The organism is Microbacterium sp. NPDC056736, assembly GCF_042790415.1.
Classification (GTDB): domain Bacteria; phylum Actinomycetota; class Actinomycetes; order Actinomycetales; family Microbacteriaceae; genus Microbacterium.
In genome coordinates this window covers 818,746-838,157 of record NZ_JBHTZE010000001.1, presented here as the reverse complement: position 1 = coordinate 838,157, position 19,412 = coordinate 818,746, and the positions used below count along the sequence as shown (strand labels likewise).

Below are 19,412 nucleotides of genomic sequence, written 5' to 3'. Positions count from 1 at the left end.
CGAGGAGAATCCGATGACCCGCACCGCGCTCCGCAACGCGGTGCTCGTGGTGCTCGCGGCCGTCCTGCTCGTCGCCGGGGGTCCGCTCGGACCGGCCCTCTCGTCGGCGTCCTTCACCGCCCAGACCACCAACGGCGCGAACCGCGTCGGCGCCGCCGTCGACTGGACGCCGCCGACGGTGTCGGTCCAGCAGCCCGCCGGCACCCTCCGCGACACCGCGACGATCACCGCCCTCGCGGCGGACGCCGAGACCGGCATCCGCAGCGTCGTCATCTCGGTCCAGGCCGTCGGAGCGGCGACGTGGACGACGCTCTGCGCCGACACCACGAGCCCCTACAGCTGCGCGTGGGACACCCGCACCACCGCCGACGGCGCCTACGACCTGCGCGCCGTCGCCACCGACAACTCCGGCTACGTCACCACCTCGACGAGCGTGCGCGCCACCGTCGGCAACGCCGTCGGCATCGTCCTCGCCGACCCGGGTGAGATCGTGCGCGGATCCGTCTCGCTCGCCGCCGCGCTGCAGAACCCCGGCACGGGCACCTACACGGTGAACTTCGAGTACGCCGTCGCGGGCACGGGGATCTGGAAGTCGGTCTGCACGACGACGACGTCGCCGTACACCTGCGCCTGGGCCACGGGCTCGCTCAAGGACGACTTCTACGACCTGCGGGCGACCGTCACCGCCAACGGCGTGACCACCGCGTCCAACGTCGTCGCCGACGTCCTCGTCGACAACGGGGCGCCCGCCGTGGCGATGACCGACCCGGGGTCGCCGCTGCGAGGCACCGTGACGCTCGCCGCGACCGCCTCCGACGCCGCGTCGGGCATCGCCCGCGTCGTGATCCAGCTCTCGGCCAACGGCACGAGCTGGCAGGACGCGTGCACCGTCACCGCTCCGCCGTACTCGTGCCGGTACGCCACGACCGCGCTGCCCGGCGGGAGCTACTCCTTCCGTGCCGTCGCGACCGACGGGGCCGGGAACATCACGACCTCCGCCGTCATCGCACAGCGCGTCGTCGACAACACCGTGGCATCGGTGGCGATGGAGGACCCGGGCGCCTTCCTCAGCGGAGCGGCGAGCCTCACCGCGACGGCCAACTCGACGGCCGGAGTCGCGAACGTCGCCATCCAGATGACTCTGAGCGGCACGACCGCCTGGACCACCGTGTGCGCTCCGACGGCCGCCCCGTACAGCTGCGCCTGGAACACCCGATCGGTCGCCGACGGTCTCTACGACTTCCGCGCCGTGCTCACGGACTCCGCCGGCAAGACGACGACGTCCGCGACGGTCGCCCAGCGCCGCGTCGACAACCGCGCCGTGCGCGGCACGGATGTGCAGACCGCGAGTGGCGGCACGACACCGGGCCGACTGGATGCCGGCGACACGATGACCTTCACGTACAGCACGCAGATGAACCCGGCGAGCATCATGGCCGGCTGGAACGGCGTCGGCGCGCCCGTGACGCTGCGCCTGCGCGACGGCAACCTGCTCTCGCTCGGCAACGCCGGCGACACGGTCGACGTGCTGGTCCCGGGCACGAGCACGCTCGTGAACCTCGGCTCCGTCAACCTCAAGGGCGACTACGTGAAGAGCAACAAGACGTCGACGTTCAACGCCACGATGACGGCGACCACCGCGACCGTGAACGGCCTGCCGGTGACCGTCGTGCAGGTCACCCTCGGCTCCCTCATCGGCGGCGGCGCCCTGCGCACCGCTCCGACGACATCGGCGGCCGCCATGGTGTGGACGCCGTCCGGCTCTGCGACCGACCTCGGCGGCACCGCCTCTTCGAACACCCCCGTCACCGAGACGGGCAACCTGGACCGGGAGTTCTGAGTGAGCCGACAGCAGGGCGACACCCCAGGCGGGGCTGACGCAGCCCGAGGCGACAGCCTGGATAGCATCGACGTCGTGGGGCAGCGCATCCTGGTCGTGGAGGACGACGACGGCATCGCGGTGCCGCTCGTGCGCACGCTGACCCGAGAGGGCTACGAGGTCGAGCGGGTGGCCGAGGGCGGCACGGCGGTCAGCCGGGTCATCGGCGACGGCTTCTCCCTGGTGGTGCTCGATCTCGGCCTCCCCGACATGGACGGCCTCGACGTCTGCCGACGACTGCGCGAGGAGGGCTTCGCCGGCGGCATCATCATCCTCACTGCGCGCGACGGGGAGCTCGACCGGGTGGTCGGTCTCGACGTCGGCGCCGACGACTACATCGCCAAACCGTTCGCGCTCGCGGAGCTCCTCGCGCGGCTGCGGGCGCTGCTGCGACGCAGCGCAGGGCTGCTGGCCGCCGGGACGGCGGAGACCACCGCGGTCGCGGCATCCGGGGCCGGACTCACCGTCGACGCCGACGCGCGCCGGGTCTTCGCCGGTGATCGCGAGATCTCGCTGAGCACCAAGGAGTTCGATCTGCTCGAGCAGCTCGACCGCAACCGCGGCGCCGTCGTGACGCGGGAACGCCTCATGGACGAGGTGTGGGACGAGAACTGGTTCGGCTCCACCAAGACGCTCGATGTGACGATCGCCCGGCTCCGCCAGAAGCTGGAGGAGTCCGGCGCGGATGTGCACGTCACCACGATCCGGGGCGTGGGATTCCGCCTCGACGACGGGGCGGCGGATGCGTGAACGCCTCGTCTTCGCCTTCGTGGCCCTCGCGGTGGGGATCATCGCGCTGTACGGCATCCCGCGCGCGTACATCGTCGCCGACCTGATCCAGACCAGCGAGGAGCGGCGGGTCGTGCGTCTCGCCGATTTCCTCGCGGTGCTGATGGCCGAGCGCGAGGCGGAGGCCGAGGTGACCGCGGAGTTCCTCGAGCCCCTGCTCATCGAGGGCGAGCACATCGTCTATGTCGACGCAGACGGCGAGCGCGTGCAGGCGGGCGTGAACCCCCGACCGGACGACATCGTCTCGACCGCCGAGGTCGAGGGGGGCGGAATGGTGGAGTTCGGCCGGTCCGACGACGTCATCTCGGGGCGGGTGCAGGAAGCGGTGATGCCCGTGGTGATCCTGGGCGTGGCGCTCATGGCGGTCTCGGCCGTCGCGGCCGTGCTGCTCGCGCGTCGCCTCTCGCAGCCGTTCACCCGGCTGGCCGCCGTCGCGCGCGACCTCGGCGAGGGGACGCTCGAGCGCGCGCCCGAGGACCTGCGCATACCCGAAGCCCGGGCGATCGACCAGGCGCTGCGCACCAGCGCGTCCACGCTCGAGCAGCGCATCCGGCGCGAGCACGAGTTCGCCGCGAACGCCTCGCACCAGCTCCGCACCCCCATCACGGCACTGCGGCTCGAGCTGGAGGACCTGTCGCTGTGGCCCGAGACTCCGCCACCGGTGCGCGAGCAGCTGGAGCACGCACTGCGGGAGATCGACCGTCTCTCAGAGGCGATCGCCGAGCTGCTCGAGATGGCCCGAGGCGGCACGCCGGGTGCGGACGCGTGGACGCCGCTGGCCCCGATGCTCACGCAGGCGGGCGATCGGTGGCGATCGCAGGCGGCGGCGAAGAGCCGTCAGATCCGCGTCGACGCGACGCACGTGACCACCGTGGACGCGCCGGCGCCCACGGCGCAGATCCTCGACGTCCTCGTGCACAACGCGCTGCAGCACGGCCGGGGCAGGGTCAGCGTGTCGGCGGCCCGCGCGAACGGCTACGTGACGGTGAGCGTCGGCGACGAAGGACCGCGTCCCGCCGGCAACGCCATCTTCCAGCGCACCCCCGGCAAGAGCACCGGAGGCGGCGAAGGGATCGGGCTGGCCCTGTCGGCCGAACTGGCAGAGGCCCTGGGCGGGCATCTGCTGCTGGATTCGTCGCCCACGACGCGCTTCTCGCTGATCCTGCCGCAGAAGCGGCCGGAGTGACGCCCGGCCCTAGTCCCGGCGCAGCCCGCTGCTGCCGAGGATCCGCGTGGGCCGCAGCTGGATCGCCACCCGCTTCGGGTTCACGCGCGGCTGCCGATACCGCTCGGCGTAGAGCGAGACCGCGAGCGCGACCTCCTCGGGATCGTCGTGGACGGTCGCGGTGCCGGGGAAGCTGAGCCACCGCGCCCCGTCGACCTGGCTGATGGTCGCCGTCCCGTCGCGAAGCACGTTGCGCACCTTCTGGGAGTCGCGCGACGTGATGACGCGGAGGATCCCGTCGTGGAGTGTGAACCCGACGGGGACCGAATGGATGCCGCCCCACGGCGCCATCGTCGACAGCGTGGCCAGGTGGCGCTCGCGCACGAACTCGAATCCGGCCGACGACAGTTCCCGCACCGTCCCAACATACCGGGGGCGGACGCCCCGGTCGGTGCGGAGAACGACTGGGACGACCGTCACGCCATGATGCGGCCAGGCGTCGGTCAGCCGAGCTTGCGCACGGCGCGATCGAGCGCCTCGCCGATGGCGGTCGGGTCGATCGCGGGTGCCGCGCCGCGCTCCACATCGCGCGCCCACGACTGGCCGATGTAGCGCATGACCCCGGCGAGGAGGTGGGTGATGATGTCGGCCTGATCGGCCAAGTCGTCGGGAGCCTCATCGGGGTACTGGGTCTGCAGTCGCAGCTGGATGATCTCGCGCAGCTCGTGCTCGATCGACGCGAGACGCTCCATCTGACGGGCCATCAGGATGGGGTTGGTACCCACCGCGCGGATCCGGCGGGCGAGGAGCCCTGGGTCGCTCGCCATCGCACCCGCATCGATCCGGATGAGCTGCGTCGCCTCGCGCAGCAGCGGGCCGGTCGACACGATGAAGGCGCGCGCAGCGCGCTCGTCCACGGTCGGCGCACCGGGGCCGATCAGAGCCATGTCCTTCGTCTTGAAGTGGTTGAAGAACGTGCGCTGGCTCACACCCGCGCGAGCGCAGATCATGTCCACCGTCACCGCCTCGTACCCGTGCTCGAGCACGAGGTCGACCGCCGCGGCTTCGATGGCCGCGGCCTTCGCAACGGCGTCGCGACGACGTGGACTCGGTGACGTGGACATGATCTGCGCTCCTCGGCTCACTCGTACCGTAGCGACTCGATCGGGTCCTGGCGGGCCGCGCGGCGTGCCGGCAGCACGCCGGAGACGAAGGCGATCGCCATGATCACGACGATCACCACGGCGACGCCCGCCGGTTCGAAAAGGAGGATCCGCAGGCCCGGGAGGTCGGCCAGGACCGTCTGCGACAGGGAGCCGGCGAGCGCGGATCCGACGGCGACTGCGGCGAGCGCGCCCAGCGCCGAGCCCAGGAACCCGATCACCACCGCTTCGAGACTGAACAGCCCGAACACGCGTCCGTTCGACATCCCCATCGCCTTCATGAGTCCGATCTCGCGCGTGCGCTCCTGCACGCTCATCAGGAGCGTGTTCACGATCCCGAAAGACGCCGCGATGAGGGCGACCACCGCGAAGGCGCTGAGGACGCCGATGATGCCGTTGATGATGGTCTGGACGACCCCGAGCTGGTCCTCGACGGTCTGGCCTGCGAGATCCGCGTCGGCCAGTTCGGCCTTGACCGCGCCGATGTCATCGGCAGTCACCGCTCCGTCGTCGCCGGAGCCTTCGAGGTAGGCGACCGCGAGCGGCCACGCGCGAGGCTGCCCGGGTATCGCCTGAGCGGCGGCGACCTCCTCCACGAGCGCGGCGTTGGCGCCGGCGCCCGACGCGAACAGGCTCGTCCGCGCCACCCCCACGATCGAGGCCTCGACCTGCCGCTCGGCCAGTCCGGCGTCGCTGAAGCCGAGCATCACACGCGCGTCGACGGCCGAGTCGGCGTCGGCGAATCCCAGTGCGGCGACGTACTCCTCGGGGATCACCAGCTCGTACCCGGCCGATTCCTGGTCGAGCTGGGCGCCGGCGACGAGGTCGCTCCGCCCGATCGACGACGTCGGGTTGATGTCCATCTCGAACCTGGTCGCGTCGTCGGCGGCGGCCTGGACCCAATCGATCTGGACCTGGCTGACGGCCTCGACCGAGCGGACGCCGTCCATCCCGGCGATCGCTTGGACATCGTCCTCGTTCAGCAGCGTACCGCCGGCCAGCGGATTGGCCGCGGCGGCCTGCTGACGCCCGTCCGGATCGAACTCGTCAGGGCCGTCGGAGGTCTCGGTCGTCGCGGCGGGACTGACGAGCAGGACGTCTCCCGTGCTCAGGGTCGAGACCTGCCGCTCCACGTAGTCGTTGACGCCCGCACCGAGGGCGGTCGTGAGGGTCAGCGTGAAGGCGCCGACGAACAGGCTCAGCACCGTGAGGGTGGTGCGCAGCCGGCTGCGGAAGGCGTTGCGGGCCGCCGTGCGCACCAGATCGCTCGTCCTCATCGCGACACCTCCGTGAGCGCTGCGGCCGCGGTCGCGGCATCCGTCGAGATCAGCCCGTCGGCGATGGCGACCGCCCTCCCGCAGCGATCGGCGAGTTCGCGGTCGTGGGTGACGACGACGAGGGTGATCCCGCGTTCGCGCTGCAGCCCGAAGAGGATCTCCTCGACCTGCGCGCCGGTCGCGGAGTCGAGGTTTCCGGTCGGCTCATCGGCGAAGATCACCGACGGCTCGCCCACGAGGGCGCGGGCGATCACGACTCGCTGCTTCTGACCCCCGGAGAGGTCCGTCGCACGGTTGGCGGCCTTGTCGGCGATCCCCAGAGCGTCGAGCGCGGCCATGGTCCGGCGCCGCCGCTCCTTGGCCGGCGCTCCGGCGATCACCAGGGGGAGGCTGACGTTTTCGAACACCGACTGCCCGGCGGCGAGGAAGAACTGCTGGAAGACGAAGCCGAAGGTGGAGTTGCGGAGGGCGTTGAGGTCGCGAGCGCGGAGGGTGGCGGCATCCGTCCCCTCGACGATCACCTGGCCGGAGGTGGGCCTGTCGAGGAGCGCGAGCAGGTGCATCAGGGTCGACTTGCCCGACCCGGACTTGCCGACGATCGCCAGCGATTCGCCGCGTTTCACGGCGAGGTCGACGCCGCGCAGCGCGTGAAACGCGCTCTCGCCGCGTCCGTAGGTGCGCGTCACAGCGCGTGCCTCCAGAACGGGCGAGCCGCTTGCGGCTCGCCCATCGTCCGCTTGGGGTGTCATTATGGTCCCTCTCTCAGAAACTTACAGTGACTGCACTTTATATCGCAGTAACTGCATGTAGGCCGAGAGAGGCCGATCCGGCCTGCGGAGTCAGCGCACAGCCGCCACCGGGGCCTCGACGCTCTCGTCACCGGCGAGCTCGCCGGCACGCCCTGCGAGAGCGTCCAGGCCCGCCGCGCGCGCGTCCGCGTCGGACACGGCCGGACGCCGCGGCCACCAGAACCGATCGCGGGTGATGAACGCCATGGCCGGCACGATCACGGTGCGCACGAGCAGCGTGTCGATGAGGACGCCGATGCACACGATGACGCCGATCTGGGTGAGGGTGATCAGGGGCAGCACGCCCAAGACCGCGAACACCGCCGCGAGAAGGATGCCCGCGCTCGTGATGACGGCGCCGGTGGCGGCGAGCGCCCGGATCATGCCCTGCGTCGTGCCCAGCACGCGCGACTCCTCCTGGGCACGCGTCACCAGGAAGATGCTGTAGTCGACGCCGAGCGCGACGAGGAACAGGAAGCTGAACAGCAGCACATTGGTGTCGATGGCCGGGAACTCGAAGAGCGGCGATTGGAAGAGCCACCAGCTGGCCCCCACGGCGGAGAAGTAGCTCGCCACCACCGCGAGCAGCAGCAGGATCGGGGCCACGAGCGCACGCAGCAGGATGATGAGCACGACGAGCACGACCACGAGGATGAGCGGGATGAGCAGCGCCTGGTCACGCGCCTGCGCCTGCGCGACATCGAGGGATCTCGCGTCGAGGCCACCGACCAGCGCGTCGCTCGAACCGGCGTCGGCGAGTGCGGTGCGCATCCGTTCGATCGTCGCGAAGGATTCCGGCGTCTCGGCGGCATCCGACAGCACGACATCGATCCGGGCGAGATCGCCGCTCTCCTCGGTCACCGTCGCACCGTCGACGCCGTCGAGGTCGGACAGCGTCGCCACGACCTGCTCGGCATCCTCGCTCGGAAGGACGACGACCGCCGGCGAGCTCGTGCCGGCCGAGAACGCATCGGCGAGCACCTCCTGCCCCTGCACGGCCTCCGGCTCGCGGAGGAACCGGTCGCTCTGCGACAGGCCGACTTCGACGAAGAAGAGCCCGCTCGCGAGCGCTGCCAGCACGCCGAAGCCGGACATCGCGACGACGACCGGGCGCCGCGACACCGCACGGCCGAGCTTCCCCCACGGGCTGCGGGCGATGGCGTCGCGCGAGCCGAACCGGGGGACGTAGGGCCAGAACAGGCCGCGGCCGAACAGCACGAGGGCTGCCGGCAGCACGATGAGCGCGAAGGCCATGGCCACGAGGATGCCCACCGCGCAGGCGAGCCCCAACGCCCGGTTGCCGGCGATCTCCGCCAGGAGCAGTGTCGCCAGCGCGAGGGCGACGGTCGAGCCGCTCGCGATGATCGCGGGGCCGGCGCCGCGCATGGCGCGGCGCATCGCCTCACGGCGATCGGGGCTGAGCCGCAGCTCGTCGCGGTATCGGGCGATCAGGAGGAGCGCGTAGTTGGTGCCCGCACCGAAGACGAGGACCGACAGGATGCCGGTGATCGACGCGTCCAGCGCGATTCCGGCGGCGGCGGCCACCCGGTTGGCGACGATTCCCGCCACCGCGTCAGCGAGTCCGATGACGACGAGCGGCACGATCCAGAGCCAGGGGCTCCGGTACGTCACGATGAGGAGCACCGCGACGACGATGACGGTGGTGAGGAGAAGGGTGAAGTCGGCTCCCGCGAAGACTGCGGCCACATCGACCTCGAAGCCCTCGGGGCCGGTCAGGTAGACACGCACGTCCTCGAGATCGGCCGCGGCCGCTTCGCGGATCTCCGCGGCCCGCTCGGCCTGGCGCTCGACGTCGGACTCGGGGTCGAGCGGGACGACGAGAAGGGCGACCGTGCCGTCTTCCGAGATCTGGGCGGGCGGGACGAAGCCGTCCGGCGTGAAATCGGCGAGCTCGCCCGCCGCCTTCTCGCCGATCAGCGCGATGTCGTCGGACGACAGCTCTCCGTCGTCGGCGGCGAACACCAGCAGCGCCGACGTGGTGTCCGCACTCGGGAACTCCTCGAGCAGCTCGTCCACCTGCACGGACTCCGCCGAGTCGGGCAGCCCCACGGTGGGCGCCGTCTCCGATTCCGCCCCACTGCCGAGGGCGAAGAACCCGCCCGCGATGAGGCCGGCGAGCACCAGCACGATCCACGACGTCTTCGCGGAGGTGACGAAACGGAGGAAGCCGTTCATGGCCGCCCTTTCCCTAGCAGAACTAATGTCTAGATTATCTAGATATAAGTCAGACTGCGCAAGTTCGGGCTATCATCGACGCATGGATGCCGTCGCCGCTGGCAACACGGACGCCTCCCGCCGCCCCCGCGAGGCTGACGCGGGCGGCCCGCCCGTGCGCCCGGCGACCGGCCTGCTGCGCGACCTCATCACCGTGAGCGACCTGTTCGAGCGGCGGCTGCGGACGCACCTGACGGTGAACCCCACCGACCTGGAGGCCATGGAGCACCTGATCGCCTCGGGGCCGCTCGGGCCGAGTGAACTCGCGCGCCGGCTCGGCATCACGACGGCGTCGACGACGGCACTCGTGGACCGGCTCGTAGGACTCGGCCATGTCACCCGCGAGCCCCATCCCAGCGATCGCCGCGGGGTGCTGGTGGTGCCGACGGAGACCTCGCGCGAGAGCGCCCTTTCGGTGCTCATGCCGATGATCCTCGACGTCGACGCCGTGCTCGACGACTTCAGCGCCCGGGAGCAGGCGATCATCACGGCGTACCTCTCCCGGGTCGTCGAGGTCTACCGCTCCCACGTCGAGCCGGCCCGCTCGTGAGCGCGCCGCTCGCGCGCGGCCGACGATGGCGCCGCCTCTCGGCCGGTTCTCAGGAAGACATCGGCGTGGCCCAGTAATCTGCCGACAGCAAGGGGAGTACTCCGGCGCGGTCGACTCGTCACTACGGATGCAGGGTGCATCCCGGGTCACCGGTCCTCGATCAGGGGATGGAGAAGACCTTGGCGTCATCCATCACGCCAGGTCTGGAGATCCCTGTGAACATCACCCCGCTCGTCTGGTTCATCACGATCGCGGTCACGATCGCGTTCTTCGTCTACGAGTTCTTCGCCCACGTCCGCAGACCCCACGAGCCGTCGATCGGCGAGTCGGCCCGCTGGTCGGCGTTCTACATCGGACTCGCGCTGCTCTTCGGCGTCGGCATCGGCGTCATGTCGGGCTGGACGTACGGCGGCGAGTACTTCGCCGGCTACCTCACCGAGAAGGCGCTCTCGGTCGACAACCTCTTCGTCTTCCTCATCGTTATGACCGGCTTCGCGGTGCCGAAGATCTATCAGCAGAAGGTGCTGATGATCGGGATCGTCATCGCTCTCGTCCTGCGGGGCGTGTTCATCGCGGTCGGTGCCGCGCTCATCGAGAACTTCTCGTGGATCTTCTACCTGTTCGGCGCGCTGCTGCTGTTCCTGGCGTACCGTCAGGCATTCGCGCACGGCGAGGCGGACCCCTCGCAGGGTCGCTTCATGAACTTCGTGCGTCGCCACCTGCCGGTCAGCGACGAGTACAACGCGGATCGGCTCACCGTCGTCAAGGACGGTCGGCGCTTCGTCACCCCGATGCTCCTCGTGATCATCGCAATCGGCTTCGTCGACCTCGTCTTCGCCGTCGACTCGATCCCCGCGATCTACGGGCTGACAGAGGAGGCCTACATCGTCTTCACCGCGAACGCGTTCGCGCTGATGGGGCTCCGCCAGCTCTACTTCCTGATCGGCGGCCTGCTGGAGCGCCTCGTCTACCTCGCGCAGGGTCTCGCCGTGATCCTCGCCTTCATCGGCGTCAAGCTGGTGCTGCACGCGATGCACGTCAACGAGCTCCCGTTCATCAACGGCGGCGAGCCGATGCTGTGGGCCCCCGAGATCCCCATCTGGTTCTCTCTGCTGTTCATCGCCGGCACCATCGCGGTGGCGACGGCGGCGAGCCTCATCAAGACCCGCGGCGACCGCGACGCGCCGGCACGCCCTCTGACCACGCCGGCCGCGGACGACGAGATGGCTGCCGACCGCGAGAGGGAGACCTCGTGACCCGCCGGCACTGAGCGACGCCCGGCGGCGGCCGCCGGGCGGCATCACGCTCGCCGATCGACCCCGCCGTCCTCGATCGCCTGCGTGGGCCACTGCCACGTGGTGAGGCGCCCGCACATCCCGAAGCCGCGGGCGTCGCGTGGCGTGGCCCTGGTCACCGCGGCCTCGCCGAGCGCTCCGCGCCGCCCGGCTTCGAGTGCGTCCAGCTGAGCGCGCGTGGCATCCGTCTCCGCCGCGACGGTCTGCTGCCAGATGGTGCGCCACCGCGCGACGCGGGGTTGCACGAGCGCCGCAGCCCGGCGGTGGAAGCGCTCGAGCGCCGATGGCCCCTCCTCGTCGATCGCGGCGCAGAGCGACGCGTACCCCTCGAGCGCGAGATCCCGGCGCGCGCGGGCCGCTGCGGCCCGCGCGTCGTCCGAGCCGCCCGCAGGGAGCGCGGCGGCGCGCGCGTACGCCTCGGGGTCGGCGAGGACGTCGTCGGGAAACGTCATGACGGCGTCGCCGGCCTCGGGGAGCCCGGCGTTCGACATGACGACGAGCAGACGCAGGTCTCCGCCGTTGATCAGCCGGTGCACGGTGCCGGGGGTGAACGAGACGATGTCGCCCGGAGCGAGCGGGTGCTCCTCGCGGCCCACGGACGACAGCGTCTGAACCGCCCCTGCGCCCGCGACGACCACGTAGCCCTCGCTCGATGCCGTGTGCAGGTGGGGGGTCCCGCCCGCGCACCCGTCGGCCGCTTCCCAGTCGTACACGGTGAGCTCGCTGAGCGCGACCCCGCCGGGGAAGCCTGCCATCAGAGCACCGTCCCCGCGGCTGCGGCGAGCGCCGGGGCGGCGTCGGCTCCGGCATCCGCGATGGCCACCGCGTAGCGGAACCGGACGGTCTCGCCCGGCGCCACGACCAGCTCCTCGCTGAAGAACGGTGCGGGGTTCAGACACGCGAACGGCTCGGATCGCACGAACCACTGCGGCGGATGCTGCGGATTCCGGGCGTCGTCGACCATGACGACGAGGGACTGCTCGTCGATGTCGTCGTGGCGGCCGACGTAGCCCATCCACGCGTGACGCTGTCCGCGGAGGTCGTCTCCGGTGCCGCGCGCGCCCTCGGTGACGACCAGCCCGTCGGTGAACGAGCGGGGGCCGCGCCAGAACAGGCCGCCGTATCCGGCGTTCTCCCGGCCCCGCGTGGTCGGGGACCCGATGGGGATGCCCTCGTCCGAGACGTTCGTCAGCGCGGTGTCGAAGGTGAGCGCCCAGGCGGTGTCGTCGAGGATATGCGCGCCGAGCTGCCGCTGCTCGGCGAACAGCCGCCTGCCGTCCTCGGCGATCCATTTCAGGTCGTGGGCGTACGAGGCACTCGTTCCGTCCGTCGACGCTCCGCCGCCCTGGTGCACCTGCGCCCCGTTGTTGGGCAGCTGCACGTACCCCTGGCCGTTGACGTACGTGACGCCGCCCCAGAAGTTCTCGTCGCCGACGACGGGCAGCGACCATGCGATGCCCTTGTGCCAGACGTGATCCCAGGGGCGGAACAGGCTGACCAGTCTCCCGGCCCGCGTGCGGATCGGGTGAAGGTACGGCTTCGGCGACTCGAACTGGACGGTGTCGGGGACGTACGTATACCGGACGAGCTCGACATCACCGTCACGGATGCTCAACGCGCCGACGCCGTCATCGTCGATGCGGATGCTCACGCGCCCGCCCCGATCGGCTCCTTGACGGGCGCCCAGGGCACGGCGCCGCCGTCCATCGCCGTCGCGAACGGGTCGTCCGGCGTGATCTGGCCCGCACGGATCGGAACTCCGCGGAACGCCGACGCGTACGTCGCGGCGGCGAACTCGAGCGTGCGCCGGGCGTCGGCGATGCCCACGCCCGGGTCCCGCCCCTCTTCGAGTGCCGTCACGATCGCCTCGATCTGGCTGCGATGGCTGGTCGTCTCCGGGCTGTCCGACGCGTGCCACAGCGACGCGAGCTCTTCGTGCCCGCGTGCCGGCGTGAAGGTCCAGTCGCCGTCGGCGTAGCCGTAGAGGTGCTCGACCTCGACGGTCGCGCAGTCGAAGTCGAAGCGCAGGCGCGAGCTCTCGCGCGGCGAGACGATGGAGTTGACGATCGTCGCGAGAGCGCCGTTGTCGAACTCCGCGACGGCGACCGAGACGTCCTCCGTGTCGGTCGGCAGCTTCTGCCGAGCGGCGAACGCCGACACGCGGGACCAGGGACCCAGCACCGCGAGCAGCAGATCGAACTGGTGGATGCCGTGACCCATGGTGGGCCCGCCGCCCTCGACGTGCCACCGCCCACGCCAGGGGAGGTCGAAGTACTCCGGGCCGCGGTACCACTGCGTCTCGCAGGTCGCGACCATCGCGCGACCGAGCGCACCCTCCGCGAACAGACGGAGCAGCCGCTGCGCCGCCGGGCCGAAGCGGTGCTGATACACCGTGAGAACGGGCACGCCCGTCTCCGCGGACACCGCGGCCAGCTCATCGGCCTCGGCCAGGCTCAGCGCCGTCGGCTTCTCGACGAGCACCGGGACCCCGGCCCGCATCGCCGCGATGGCGAGCGGCACGTGCGTCTGCGGCGGAGTGCACACATGGACCAGGTCGAGCGTCTCCGCGGCGAGCAGCTCGTCGGCCGATGCGTACACCGAGGCCTGCGGGCTGTGCCGCAGCGCGAAGGCCTCGGCGCGGTCGCGGTCGACGTCCGCGACGGCGACGACCTCGATGCGCGGGGCCAGCCCCGCGATGGCGCCGGCGTGCGCGTGCGCGATGCCGCCCGTCCCGATGATGGCCGATCGCAGCGGGGCGGCGCCTCGCTCGGACGTGGTGGCGGATGGCATCGTTGCTCCCTCAATACAGTGAACGTTCACTAAGTTGCTTCAGAGCGTATGCGGCCTCGCGCGCGCCGTCAAACCCGGCGTCGAGAACACGCGACGCGCGGCCGGCTCAGCCGGCGCGCACGTCACCGCGCGCGAGGGGCGCCGGCGGTGAGGTGAGGCCGCCCGCCTGCGCGGTGCTTATCGTGGCAGGAAAGACCGGTGCGGTATGGTGCTGGCCGGTGTGCCGGGAAGTCGGGTCGGCGAGGCAGTCCGTCGCCGTCCCTGGAAGAGACCCTCGATGACCTCAACCACAGCCTCCGAGCGGAGACCCCTCCGGCGAGCCCAGCGGGTCCTCAGCGGGTTCATCAGGCGGTCGCCCGCCCGCGCGTCCGTGCTCGTGTTCATCAGCGCGGCTGCGGTCTTCTCGCTGCTGCTCCGGCTTCCCATCGCGACGGCGACCGGCAGGGCGGCACCCTGGCAGGACGCGATCTTCACCGCGACGTCGGCGATCACCGTCACCGGCCTGACGACGGTCGACACCGCGACCTACTGGTCGCCCTTCGGGTGGATCGTGATCCTCGTCGCGATCCAGATCGGCGGCCTGGGGATCGTGACCCTCGCGCTCCTGCTGGCGCGTGCTGTCACCCGGCAGCTGGGGCTCGGCGGCAGAGTGTTCGCCCAGCAGAACATCGGATCCCCCGAACTCGGAGAGGTGCGGCGCCTGTTGCAGATCGTCGTGCTGACGACCCTGTCGATCGAAGGGGCCCTCTTCGTCGCGCTCGCCCCCGCCTTCATCGTCGCCGAGGGCTGGGGCAGGGGCCTGTGGCACGGCCTGTTCTATTCGATCTCCGCCTTCAACAACGCCGGCTTCTCCGTCCACGAGGGCGGTCTGATCCCGTTCCGGAACGACGGCTGGGTGCTGACGCCGATCGCGATCGGCGTCTTCGTCGGCAGCTTCGGATTCCCGATCTTCCTCAACCTCATCAACACGCGATGGAACCGCAAGCGGTGGAGCCTGCACACCAAGCTCACCCTCGTCACCACGTCGCTGCTGCTGCTGGTCGGCGCCGCCGCCTGGACGGCGACGGAATGGAGCAACCCGGCGACGATCGCCGACTACACCGTCGGCGAGAAGGTGCTCAACGGCCTGTTCGCCTCGACGATGATGCGCTCGGGCGGGTTCGCGATCGTCGACACGGCGCAGTCCACGTCGACCACGCTGCTGCTCAGCGACGCGCTGATGTTCGTCGGCGGCGGTTCGGCATCCACGGCCGGCGGCATCAAGGTGACGACTCTCGCCGTGCTGTTCCTGGCCATCGCGGCCGAGGCCCGCGGAACGCGGGATCTGAGCGTCGCGGACCGCACCATCCCGAACGGGCTGCTCCGAGTCGCCATCAGCGTGACCTTCCTCGGCGCCACGCTGGTGCTCGGGGCGACGGCCCTCATCACGCTCACGAACGATGCGCCGCTGGACCGGATCCTGTTCGAGGTCATCTCCGGGTTCGCCACGTGCGGGCTGTCGGTCGGGCTCTCAGCGGAGCTCGACGCGTTCGGGAAGCTCGTGCTCTCCATCCTGATGCTCGCCGGTCGCATCGGGCCGATCGGCCTGGCCGCAGCGCTGGCCGTCAGGCAGCGCAAGATGCTCTTCTCCTTCCCCACCGAACGGCCGATCGTCGGCTGACGCCGCGCGGACGCCGAGGCGTTCGCGCGCGGCATCCGTCCCGGCGTTCGTACGCGTTCCGGATGCCGTCGTGAGGATTCCGTGAGGGCGGCCAGGCGGGCGGTCGCGGCGCGAGTACCGTGTGCGGGTGGCGATGAGACGGCCGGGCCGGGTGCGCAATCGAGAGCTGGCCTCTCGGCTCCGCCTGCACCCGGCGCAGGCCGTGGCGAGCGGATTCGCCGTGACGATCCTCGCGGGAACGGCGCTGCTGCTGACACCGGTCGCCAAGGCCGGCCCCGGCGCGGCGACCCCCGTCGAGGCGCTCTTCACCGCCACGAGCGCGGTGTGCGTGACGGGCCTGGTCGTCGTCGACACCCCGACGTTCTGGACGCCCTTCGGCCAGGCGGTGATCCTGGTGCTGATCCAGCTGGGCGGCCTCGGGATCATGATCTTCGCGTCGCTGATCGGGCTCGTCCTCGCCCGGCGCATCTCCGTGCGATCGCGGCTGTATGCGGCCGCCGAGGCGAAGGTCCTCGGTCTCGACGACGTGCGCGGCGTGGTGCGGGGAATCGTCGGCATCTCGCTGACGATCGAGGCCGCCCTCTTCGTCGTCCTGTTCCTGCGGTTCCTGCTGGGCTACGGCTACTCCTTCGGCGATGCCGCGTGGCACGGCGTGTTCCACGCCGTCTCGTCGTTCAACAACGCGGGCTTCGCCCTCTACAGCGACAGCCTGATGGCCTTCGTGGGCGACCCGTTCATCTGCCTCCCCATCGCGGCGGCGATCATCCTCGGCGGGCTCGGCTTCCCGGTCATCATGCAGCTGCGCAAGGAGTTCCGGCATCCGCTGCACTGGACCATGAACACCAAGCTCGTGCTGTGGGCGACGGTGGTCCTGCTCGCCGCAGGGTCCGTGTACATCACAGTGATCGAGTGGGACAACCCCGGCACCCTCGGAGGCCTCGATCCGTGGGCGCGGGTGCTGGCCGGCTTCTTCCAGTCGGTCCAGACGCGCACGGCCGGCTTCAACTCGGTCGACATCGCCGCGATGCATGACGAGACGTGGCTCGGCATGGACATCCTGATGTTCATCGGCGGCGGGCCTGCAGGCACCGCGGGCGGCATCAAGGTGACGACGTTCGCGGTGCTCTTCTTCATCATGCTCACCGAGCTGCGCGGCGAAGGAGCCGTGAACATCTTCGGCAAGCGGCTGTCGCGGGCGGTGCACCGGCAGGCGATCACGGTCGTCCTGATCGCGGTGGCCGCGGTCGTCGCGGGCACCGGATCGCTCATGCTGCTGACGGGCGAGAACCTCGATCGGGCGCTGTTCGAGACCGTCTCCGCGTTCGCCACCGTGGGCCTGTCGACGGGCATCACGCCGACCCTGTCGGAACCTGCCCAGGTCGTGCTGATCGTGATGATGTTCCTCGGCCGGCTGGGGCCCCTCACGCTCGGGTCGGCGATCGCGCTGCGCGAGCGGCGCGTCCTGTACGAATACCCGAAGGAGAGGCCCGCCATTGGCTAGATTCCCCGCGTTCTCGGGATCCGCGCGTTCGCGCCGGACCGCCGAAGCCCACTCCGTCGCCGTGATCGGCTTGGGGAGGTTCGGCAGCGCGCTCGCCCTCGAGCTCATGGCCGGCGGGACGGACGTCCTGGGCATCGACCTCTCCGAGGATCTCGTGCAGTCGCTCAACGGGCAGCTCACCCAGGTCGTGCGCGCCGACTCGACCAAGCGCGAGGCGCTGGAGCAGCTGGCCGTCGACGAGTTCGATCGCGTGGTCGTCGCGATCGGCGGCGACATCTCGGCGTCGATCCTGACGTGCTCGATCCTGCTCACCATGAACATCCCGGCGGTCTGGGCGAAGGCCGTCGACGACCAGCACGGGCTGATCCTCGAACAGCTGGGCGTGGGCAAGGTGATCTACCCGGAGAAGGACATGGGCCGCCGCGTGGCGCACCTGGTGCGCGGCGCTGCGCTGGACTTCATCGAGATCGCGCCCGGATACGCCATGGTCAAGGCGCCCGCGCCCTCGTCGGTCCAGGGTGTCCCGCTCGGTGAGACGGGGCTCCGTCGCAGCCACGGCGTCACGATCGCCGCGTTCCAGCACGGCGACAGCCCCTGGGACAACGCCGACAACCGCACCGTCCTGCGCGCGGGCGACACCATCCTCGTGGTGGGCAAGACGCGCGACGCCGAGGCGTTCGCTCAGCTCATCTGACGTGGAAGCCATGGCGGCGGGGTCGCGGCACGGGCGCGTCGCCTCCCCCGGCCGGCGCGGAGTTCGCCATACTGACGGGCATGGATGCCGTCAACGCGTGGTTGCTGACATGGGGTGACAACCTCTGGACGTGGGTCGTCCTCCCGGTCGTCGTTCTCCTGGGTCTCTATTTCACGATCCGCTCCGGCGTCGTGCAGTTCCGGCTCATCCCCGAGATGTTCCGCACCCTCACCGACAAGACGCCCCGCAACGCCGACGGCGGTCCGCAGTCCGTCTCGGCGTTCCAGGCCTTCACCATCTCGGCGGCATCACGGGTCGGCGTCGGCAACATCGCCGGGGTCGGCACCGCGATCGCCGTCGGTGGACCCGGCGCCGTGTTCTGGATGTGGGTGATGGCGTTCATCGGCGGGGCGTCGAGCTTCATCGAGTCCTCGCTCGCGCAGCTGTTCAAGGTGCGCGACAAGGACAGCTTCCGCGGCGGGCCGGCGTACTACATGCAGCGCGGCCTGAAGGCGCGCTGGCTCGGCGTCTGGTTCGCGGTCATCCTCATCGTCTGCTTCCCGTTCGCCTTCAGCTCCCTGCAGGCCAACACGATCTCGGCGACGGTCACGTCGAGCATCGGGGGCGACAACCCCTGGCTGCCGTGGGGCGTGGGCCTCGGGATCGCGGTGCTCACCGGGCTGGTCGTGTTCGGAGGCGTCCGCCGGATCGCCTCGGTCACCCAGTTCCTGGTGCCCATCATGGCGATCGCCTACCTGCTGCTGGGCATCGTCGTGGTCGCGCTGCACGTCGACCGGATCGGCCCGGTCTTCGCCGAGATCTTCACCTCGGCCTGGGGATTCAACGAGGTCGTCGGCGCCGCGTTCGGGTACATCGTCCTCACCGGCGTCAAGCGCGGCATGTTCTCCAACGAGGCCGGGCTCGGCTCCGCCCCCAACGCCGGCGCGAGCGCCGCGGTGACGCACCCGGTCAAGCAGGGGCTCGTCCAGACCCTCGGGGTCTACTTCGACACGTTCCTGGTGTGCTCCATCACCGCCTTCATCATCCTGGTGTCGGTGCCGGATCTCGCCGGAGCCACCAAGGGCATCGGGCTCACGCAGGGGGCGCTCGTCGGCACGCTGGGCGAATGGTCGAACATCGCGCTGACCGTGATCATCTTCCTGCTGGCGTTCTCGTCGATCCTGGGCAACTACTACTACGGCGAGTCCAACATCGAGTTCATCTCGACCAACCCGATCCTGCTCACCGTCTACCGGGTGCTCGTGGTGGCCGCCGTGCTGGCAGGTTCCGTGGTGGGGGCCGACCTCGTGTGGAACTTCGCCGACGGCGTGATGGGCCTCATGGCGCTGACGAACCTCATCGCCATCGGCCTGCTGTCCGGGCTCGCGTTCAAGCTGCTCAAGGACTACACCGGTCAGCGGCGCGCGGGCCGCGACCCGGTCTTCACGCGCGACAGGCTCCCCGGCGTCACCGGCATCGAGTGCTGGGAGGACGAGCTCACCGTCACCGGTCCGATCGACACCGTCACCAAGACGCGGCAGGCCGAGAAGCACCGCGACCACCTGCACCACGACCAGTCGAGCGACCAGCGCTGAAGGTGCCGGCCGCCTCCCCGTCCGACCCGCT

Annotated in this window: 17 protein-coding genes; 9 read left to right on the top strand and 8 right to left on the bottom strand. The window is 70.5% G+C overall.

Going from position 1 to position 19,412, the window contains the following annotated elements; genetic code table 11:
• Positions 1-13 precede the first annotated feature (13 nt).
• The 3 genes from ACFRAL_RS03830 to ACFRAL_RS03820 all read left to right on the top strand — a co-directional run bounded on the left by ACFRAL_RS03830 (position 14) and on the right by ACFRAL_RS03820 (position 3,854).
• Positions 14-1,840, top strand: a complete 1,827-nt coding sequence (locus tag ACFRAL_RS03830; protein WP_378879906.1) for an Ig-like domain-containing protein — start codon at positions 14-16, stop codon at positions 1,838-1,840.
• A gap of 75 nt (positions 1,841-1,915) precedes the next feature.
• Complete coding sequence (locus ACFRAL_RS03825; RefSeq protein WP_378879903.1) at positions 1,916-2,629, top strand: response regulator transcription factor; 714 nt, start codon at positions 1,916-1,918, stop codon at positions 2,627-2,629.
• Positions 2,622-3,854, top strand: a complete 1,233-nt coding sequence (locus tag ACFRAL_RS03820; protein ID WP_336393707.1) for a HAMP domain-containing sensor histidine kinase — start codon at positions 2,622-2,624, stop codon at positions 3,852-3,854. Before ACFRAL_RS03825 ends, ACFRAL_RS03820 begins: the two co-directional genes overlap by 8 nt.
• 9 nt (positions 3,855-3,863) lie before the next feature.
• Here ACFRAL_RS03820 and ACFRAL_RS03815 read toward each other — a convergent pair whose 3' ends face one another.
• From ACFRAL_RS03815 to ACFRAL_RS03795, 5 genes are all read right to left on the bottom strand, one after another.
• Positions 3,864-4,250, bottom strand: a complete 387-nt coding sequence (locus ACFRAL_RS03815; RefSeq protein ID WP_336393708.1) for a PPOX class F420-dependent oxidoreductase — start codon at positions 4,248-4,250, stop codon at positions 3,864-3,866.
• 86 nt (positions 4,251-4,336) lie between these two features.
• Positions 4,337-4,957, bottom strand: a complete 621-nt coding sequence (locus ACFRAL_RS03810; protein ID WP_378879899.1) for a TetR/AcrR family transcriptional regulator — start codon at positions 4,955-4,957, stop codon at positions 4,337-4,339.
• Positions 4,958-4,974: 17 nt separating this feature from the next.
• On the bottom strand, positions 4,975-6,273 hold the full coding sequence (locus ACFRAL_RS03805) for an ABC transporter permease (RefSeq protein WP_378879896.1): 1,299 nt from the start codon (positions 6,271-6,273) through the stop codon (positions 4,975-4,977).
• On the bottom strand, positions 6,270-6,959 hold the full coding sequence (locus ACFRAL_RS03800; RefSeq protein WP_378879893.1) for an ABC transporter ATP-binding protein: 690 nt from the start codon (positions 6,957-6,959) through the stop codon (positions 6,270-6,272). Before ACFRAL_RS03800 ends, ACFRAL_RS03805 begins: the two co-directional genes overlap by 4 nt.
• 153 nt (positions 6,960-7,112) lie before the next feature.
• Positions 7,113-9,257, bottom strand: coding sequence for an MMPL family transporter (locus ACFRAL_RS03795; protein ID WP_378879889.1), 2,145 nt, complete (start codon positions 9,255-9,257; stop codon positions 7,113-7,115).
• Positions 9,258-9,339: 82 nt separating this feature from the next.
• On the opposite strand from ACFRAL_RS03795, the gene ACFRAL_RS03790 reads away from it, so the two are divergent.
• Together ACFRAL_RS03790 and ACFRAL_RS03785 are read left to right on the top strand one after the other, a co-directional pair.
• Positions 9,340-9,846: a MarR family winged helix-turn-helix transcriptional regulator gene (locus ACFRAL_RS03790; protein ID WP_378879886.1), complete on the top strand. Its 507-nt coding sequence runs from the start codon at positions 9,340-9,342 to the stop codon at positions 9,844-9,846.
• Positions 9,847-10,061: 215 nt separating this feature from the next.
• Complete coding sequence (locus tag ACFRAL_RS03785) at positions 10,062-11,102, top strand: TerC family protein (protein WP_378880236.1); 1,041 nt, start codon at positions 10,062-10,064, stop codon at positions 11,100-11,102.
• A gap of 44 nt (positions 11,103-11,146) precedes the next feature.
• Here the strand turns inward: ACFRAL_RS03785 and ACFRAL_RS03780 are convergent, their stop codons facing one another.
• The 3 genes from ACFRAL_RS03780 to ACFRAL_RS03770 are packed head-to-tail and all read right to left on the bottom strand — an operon-like array spanning position 11,147 to position 13,931.
• Entirely contained in the window at positions 11,147-11,896 is a 750-nt protein-coding gene (locus ACFRAL_RS03780) for a cupin domain-containing protein (protein WP_378879883.1), read from the bottom strand.
• The gene (locus tag ACFRAL_RS03775) at positions 11,896-12,792 is read right to left on the bottom strand and encodes a PmoA family protein (RefSeq protein ID WP_378879881.1); all 897 of its coding nucleotides are present in this window, start codon (positions 12,790-12,792) and stop codon (positions 11,896-11,898) included. Before ACFRAL_RS03775 ends, ACFRAL_RS03780 begins: the two co-directional genes overlap by 1 nt.
• Complete coding sequence (locus ACFRAL_RS03770) at positions 12,789-13,931, bottom strand: Gfo/Idh/MocA family protein (RefSeq protein WP_378879878.1); 1,143 nt, start codon at positions 13,929-13,931, stop codon at positions 12,789-12,791. The genes ACFRAL_RS03775 and ACFRAL_RS03770 overlap by 4 nt, the downstream gene beginning before the upstream one ends.
• A gap of 277 nt (positions 13,932-14,208) precedes the next feature.
• Between ACFRAL_RS03770 and ACFRAL_RS03765 the strand changes: the two genes are divergently transcribed.
• The 4 genes from ACFRAL_RS03765 (at position 14,209) to ACFRAL_RS03750 (ending at position 19,381) form a co-directional block, all read left to right on the top strand.
• On the top strand, positions 14,209-15,591 hold the full coding sequence (locus ACFRAL_RS03765; protein WP_378879875.1) for a TrkH family potassium uptake protein: 1,383 nt from the start codon (positions 14,209-14,211) through the stop codon (positions 15,589-15,591).
• Positions 15,592-15,724: 133 nt separating this feature from the next.
• Positions 15,725-17,092: a TrkH family potassium uptake protein gene (locus ACFRAL_RS03760; protein WP_378880233.1), complete on the top strand. Its 1,368-nt coding sequence runs from the start codon at positions 15,725-15,727 to the stop codon at positions 17,090-17,092.
• Positions 17,085-17,786 carry a potassium channel family protein gene (locus ACFRAL_RS03755; protein WP_378879872.1) on the top strand — a complete coding sequence of 234 codons (702 nt, stop codon included), beginning with the start codon at positions 17,085-17,087 and terminating at the stop codon, positions 17,784-17,786. Before ACFRAL_RS03760 ends, ACFRAL_RS03755 begins: the two co-directional genes overlap by 8 nt.
• Before the next feature lie 80 nt (positions 17,787-17,866).
• A complete protein-coding gene (locus tag ACFRAL_RS03750; protein WP_378879870.1) occupies positions 17,867-19,381 on the top strand; it encodes an alanine/glycine:cation symporter family protein in 1,515 nt (504 codons plus the stop codon).
• The last annotated feature ends 31 nt before the right edge of the window (positions 19,382-19,412 follow it).

Bases quoted from the DNA above. Each gene is read 5' to 3' on its own strand.
- ACFRAL_RS03830 (WP_378879906.1), top strand. From the start codon at position 14: ATGACCCGCACCGCGCTCCGCAACGCGGTGCTCGTGGTGCTCGCGGCC.
- ACFRAL_RS03820 (WP_336393707.1), top strand. From the start codon at position 2,622: ATGCGTGAACGCCTCGTCTTCGCCTTCGTGGCCCTCGCGGTGGGGATC.
- ACFRAL_RS03810 (WP_378879899.1), bottom strand. From the start codon at position 4,957: ATGTCCACGTCACCGAGTCCACGTCGTCGCGACGCCGTTGCGAAGGCC.
- ACFRAL_RS03805 (WP_378879896.1), bottom strand. From the start codon at position 6,273: ATGAGGACGAGCGATCTGGTGCGCACGGCGGCCCGCAACGCCTTCCGC.
- ACFRAL_RS03795 (WP_378879889.1), bottom strand. From the start codon at position 9,257: ATGAACGGCTTCCTCCGTTTCGTCACCTCCGCGAAGACGTCGTGGATC.
- ACFRAL_RS03790 (WP_378879886.1), top strand. From the start codon at position 9,340: ATGGATGCCGTCGCCGCTGGCAACACGGACGCCTCCCGCCGCCCCCGC.
- ACFRAL_RS03780 (WP_378879883.1), bottom strand. From the start codon at position 11,896: ATGGCAGGCTTCCCCGGCGGGGTCGCGCTCAGCGAGCTCACCGTGTAC.
- ACFRAL_RS03770 (WP_378879878.1), bottom strand. From the start codon at position 13,931: ATGCCATCCGCCACCACGTCCGAGCGAGGCGCCGCCCCGCTGCGATCG.
- ACFRAL_RS03765 (WP_378879875.1), top strand. From the start codon at position 14,209: ATGACCTCAACCACAGCCTCCGAGCGGAGACCCCTCCGGCGAGCCCAG.
- ACFRAL_RS03760 (WP_378880233.1), top strand. From the start codon at position 15,725: ATGAGACGGCCGGGCCGGGTGCGCAATCGAGAGCTGGCCTCTCGGCTC.
- ACFRAL_RS03750 (WP_378879870.1), top strand. From the start codon at position 17,867: ATGGATGCCGTCAACGCGTGGTTGCTGACATGGGGTGACAACCTCTGG.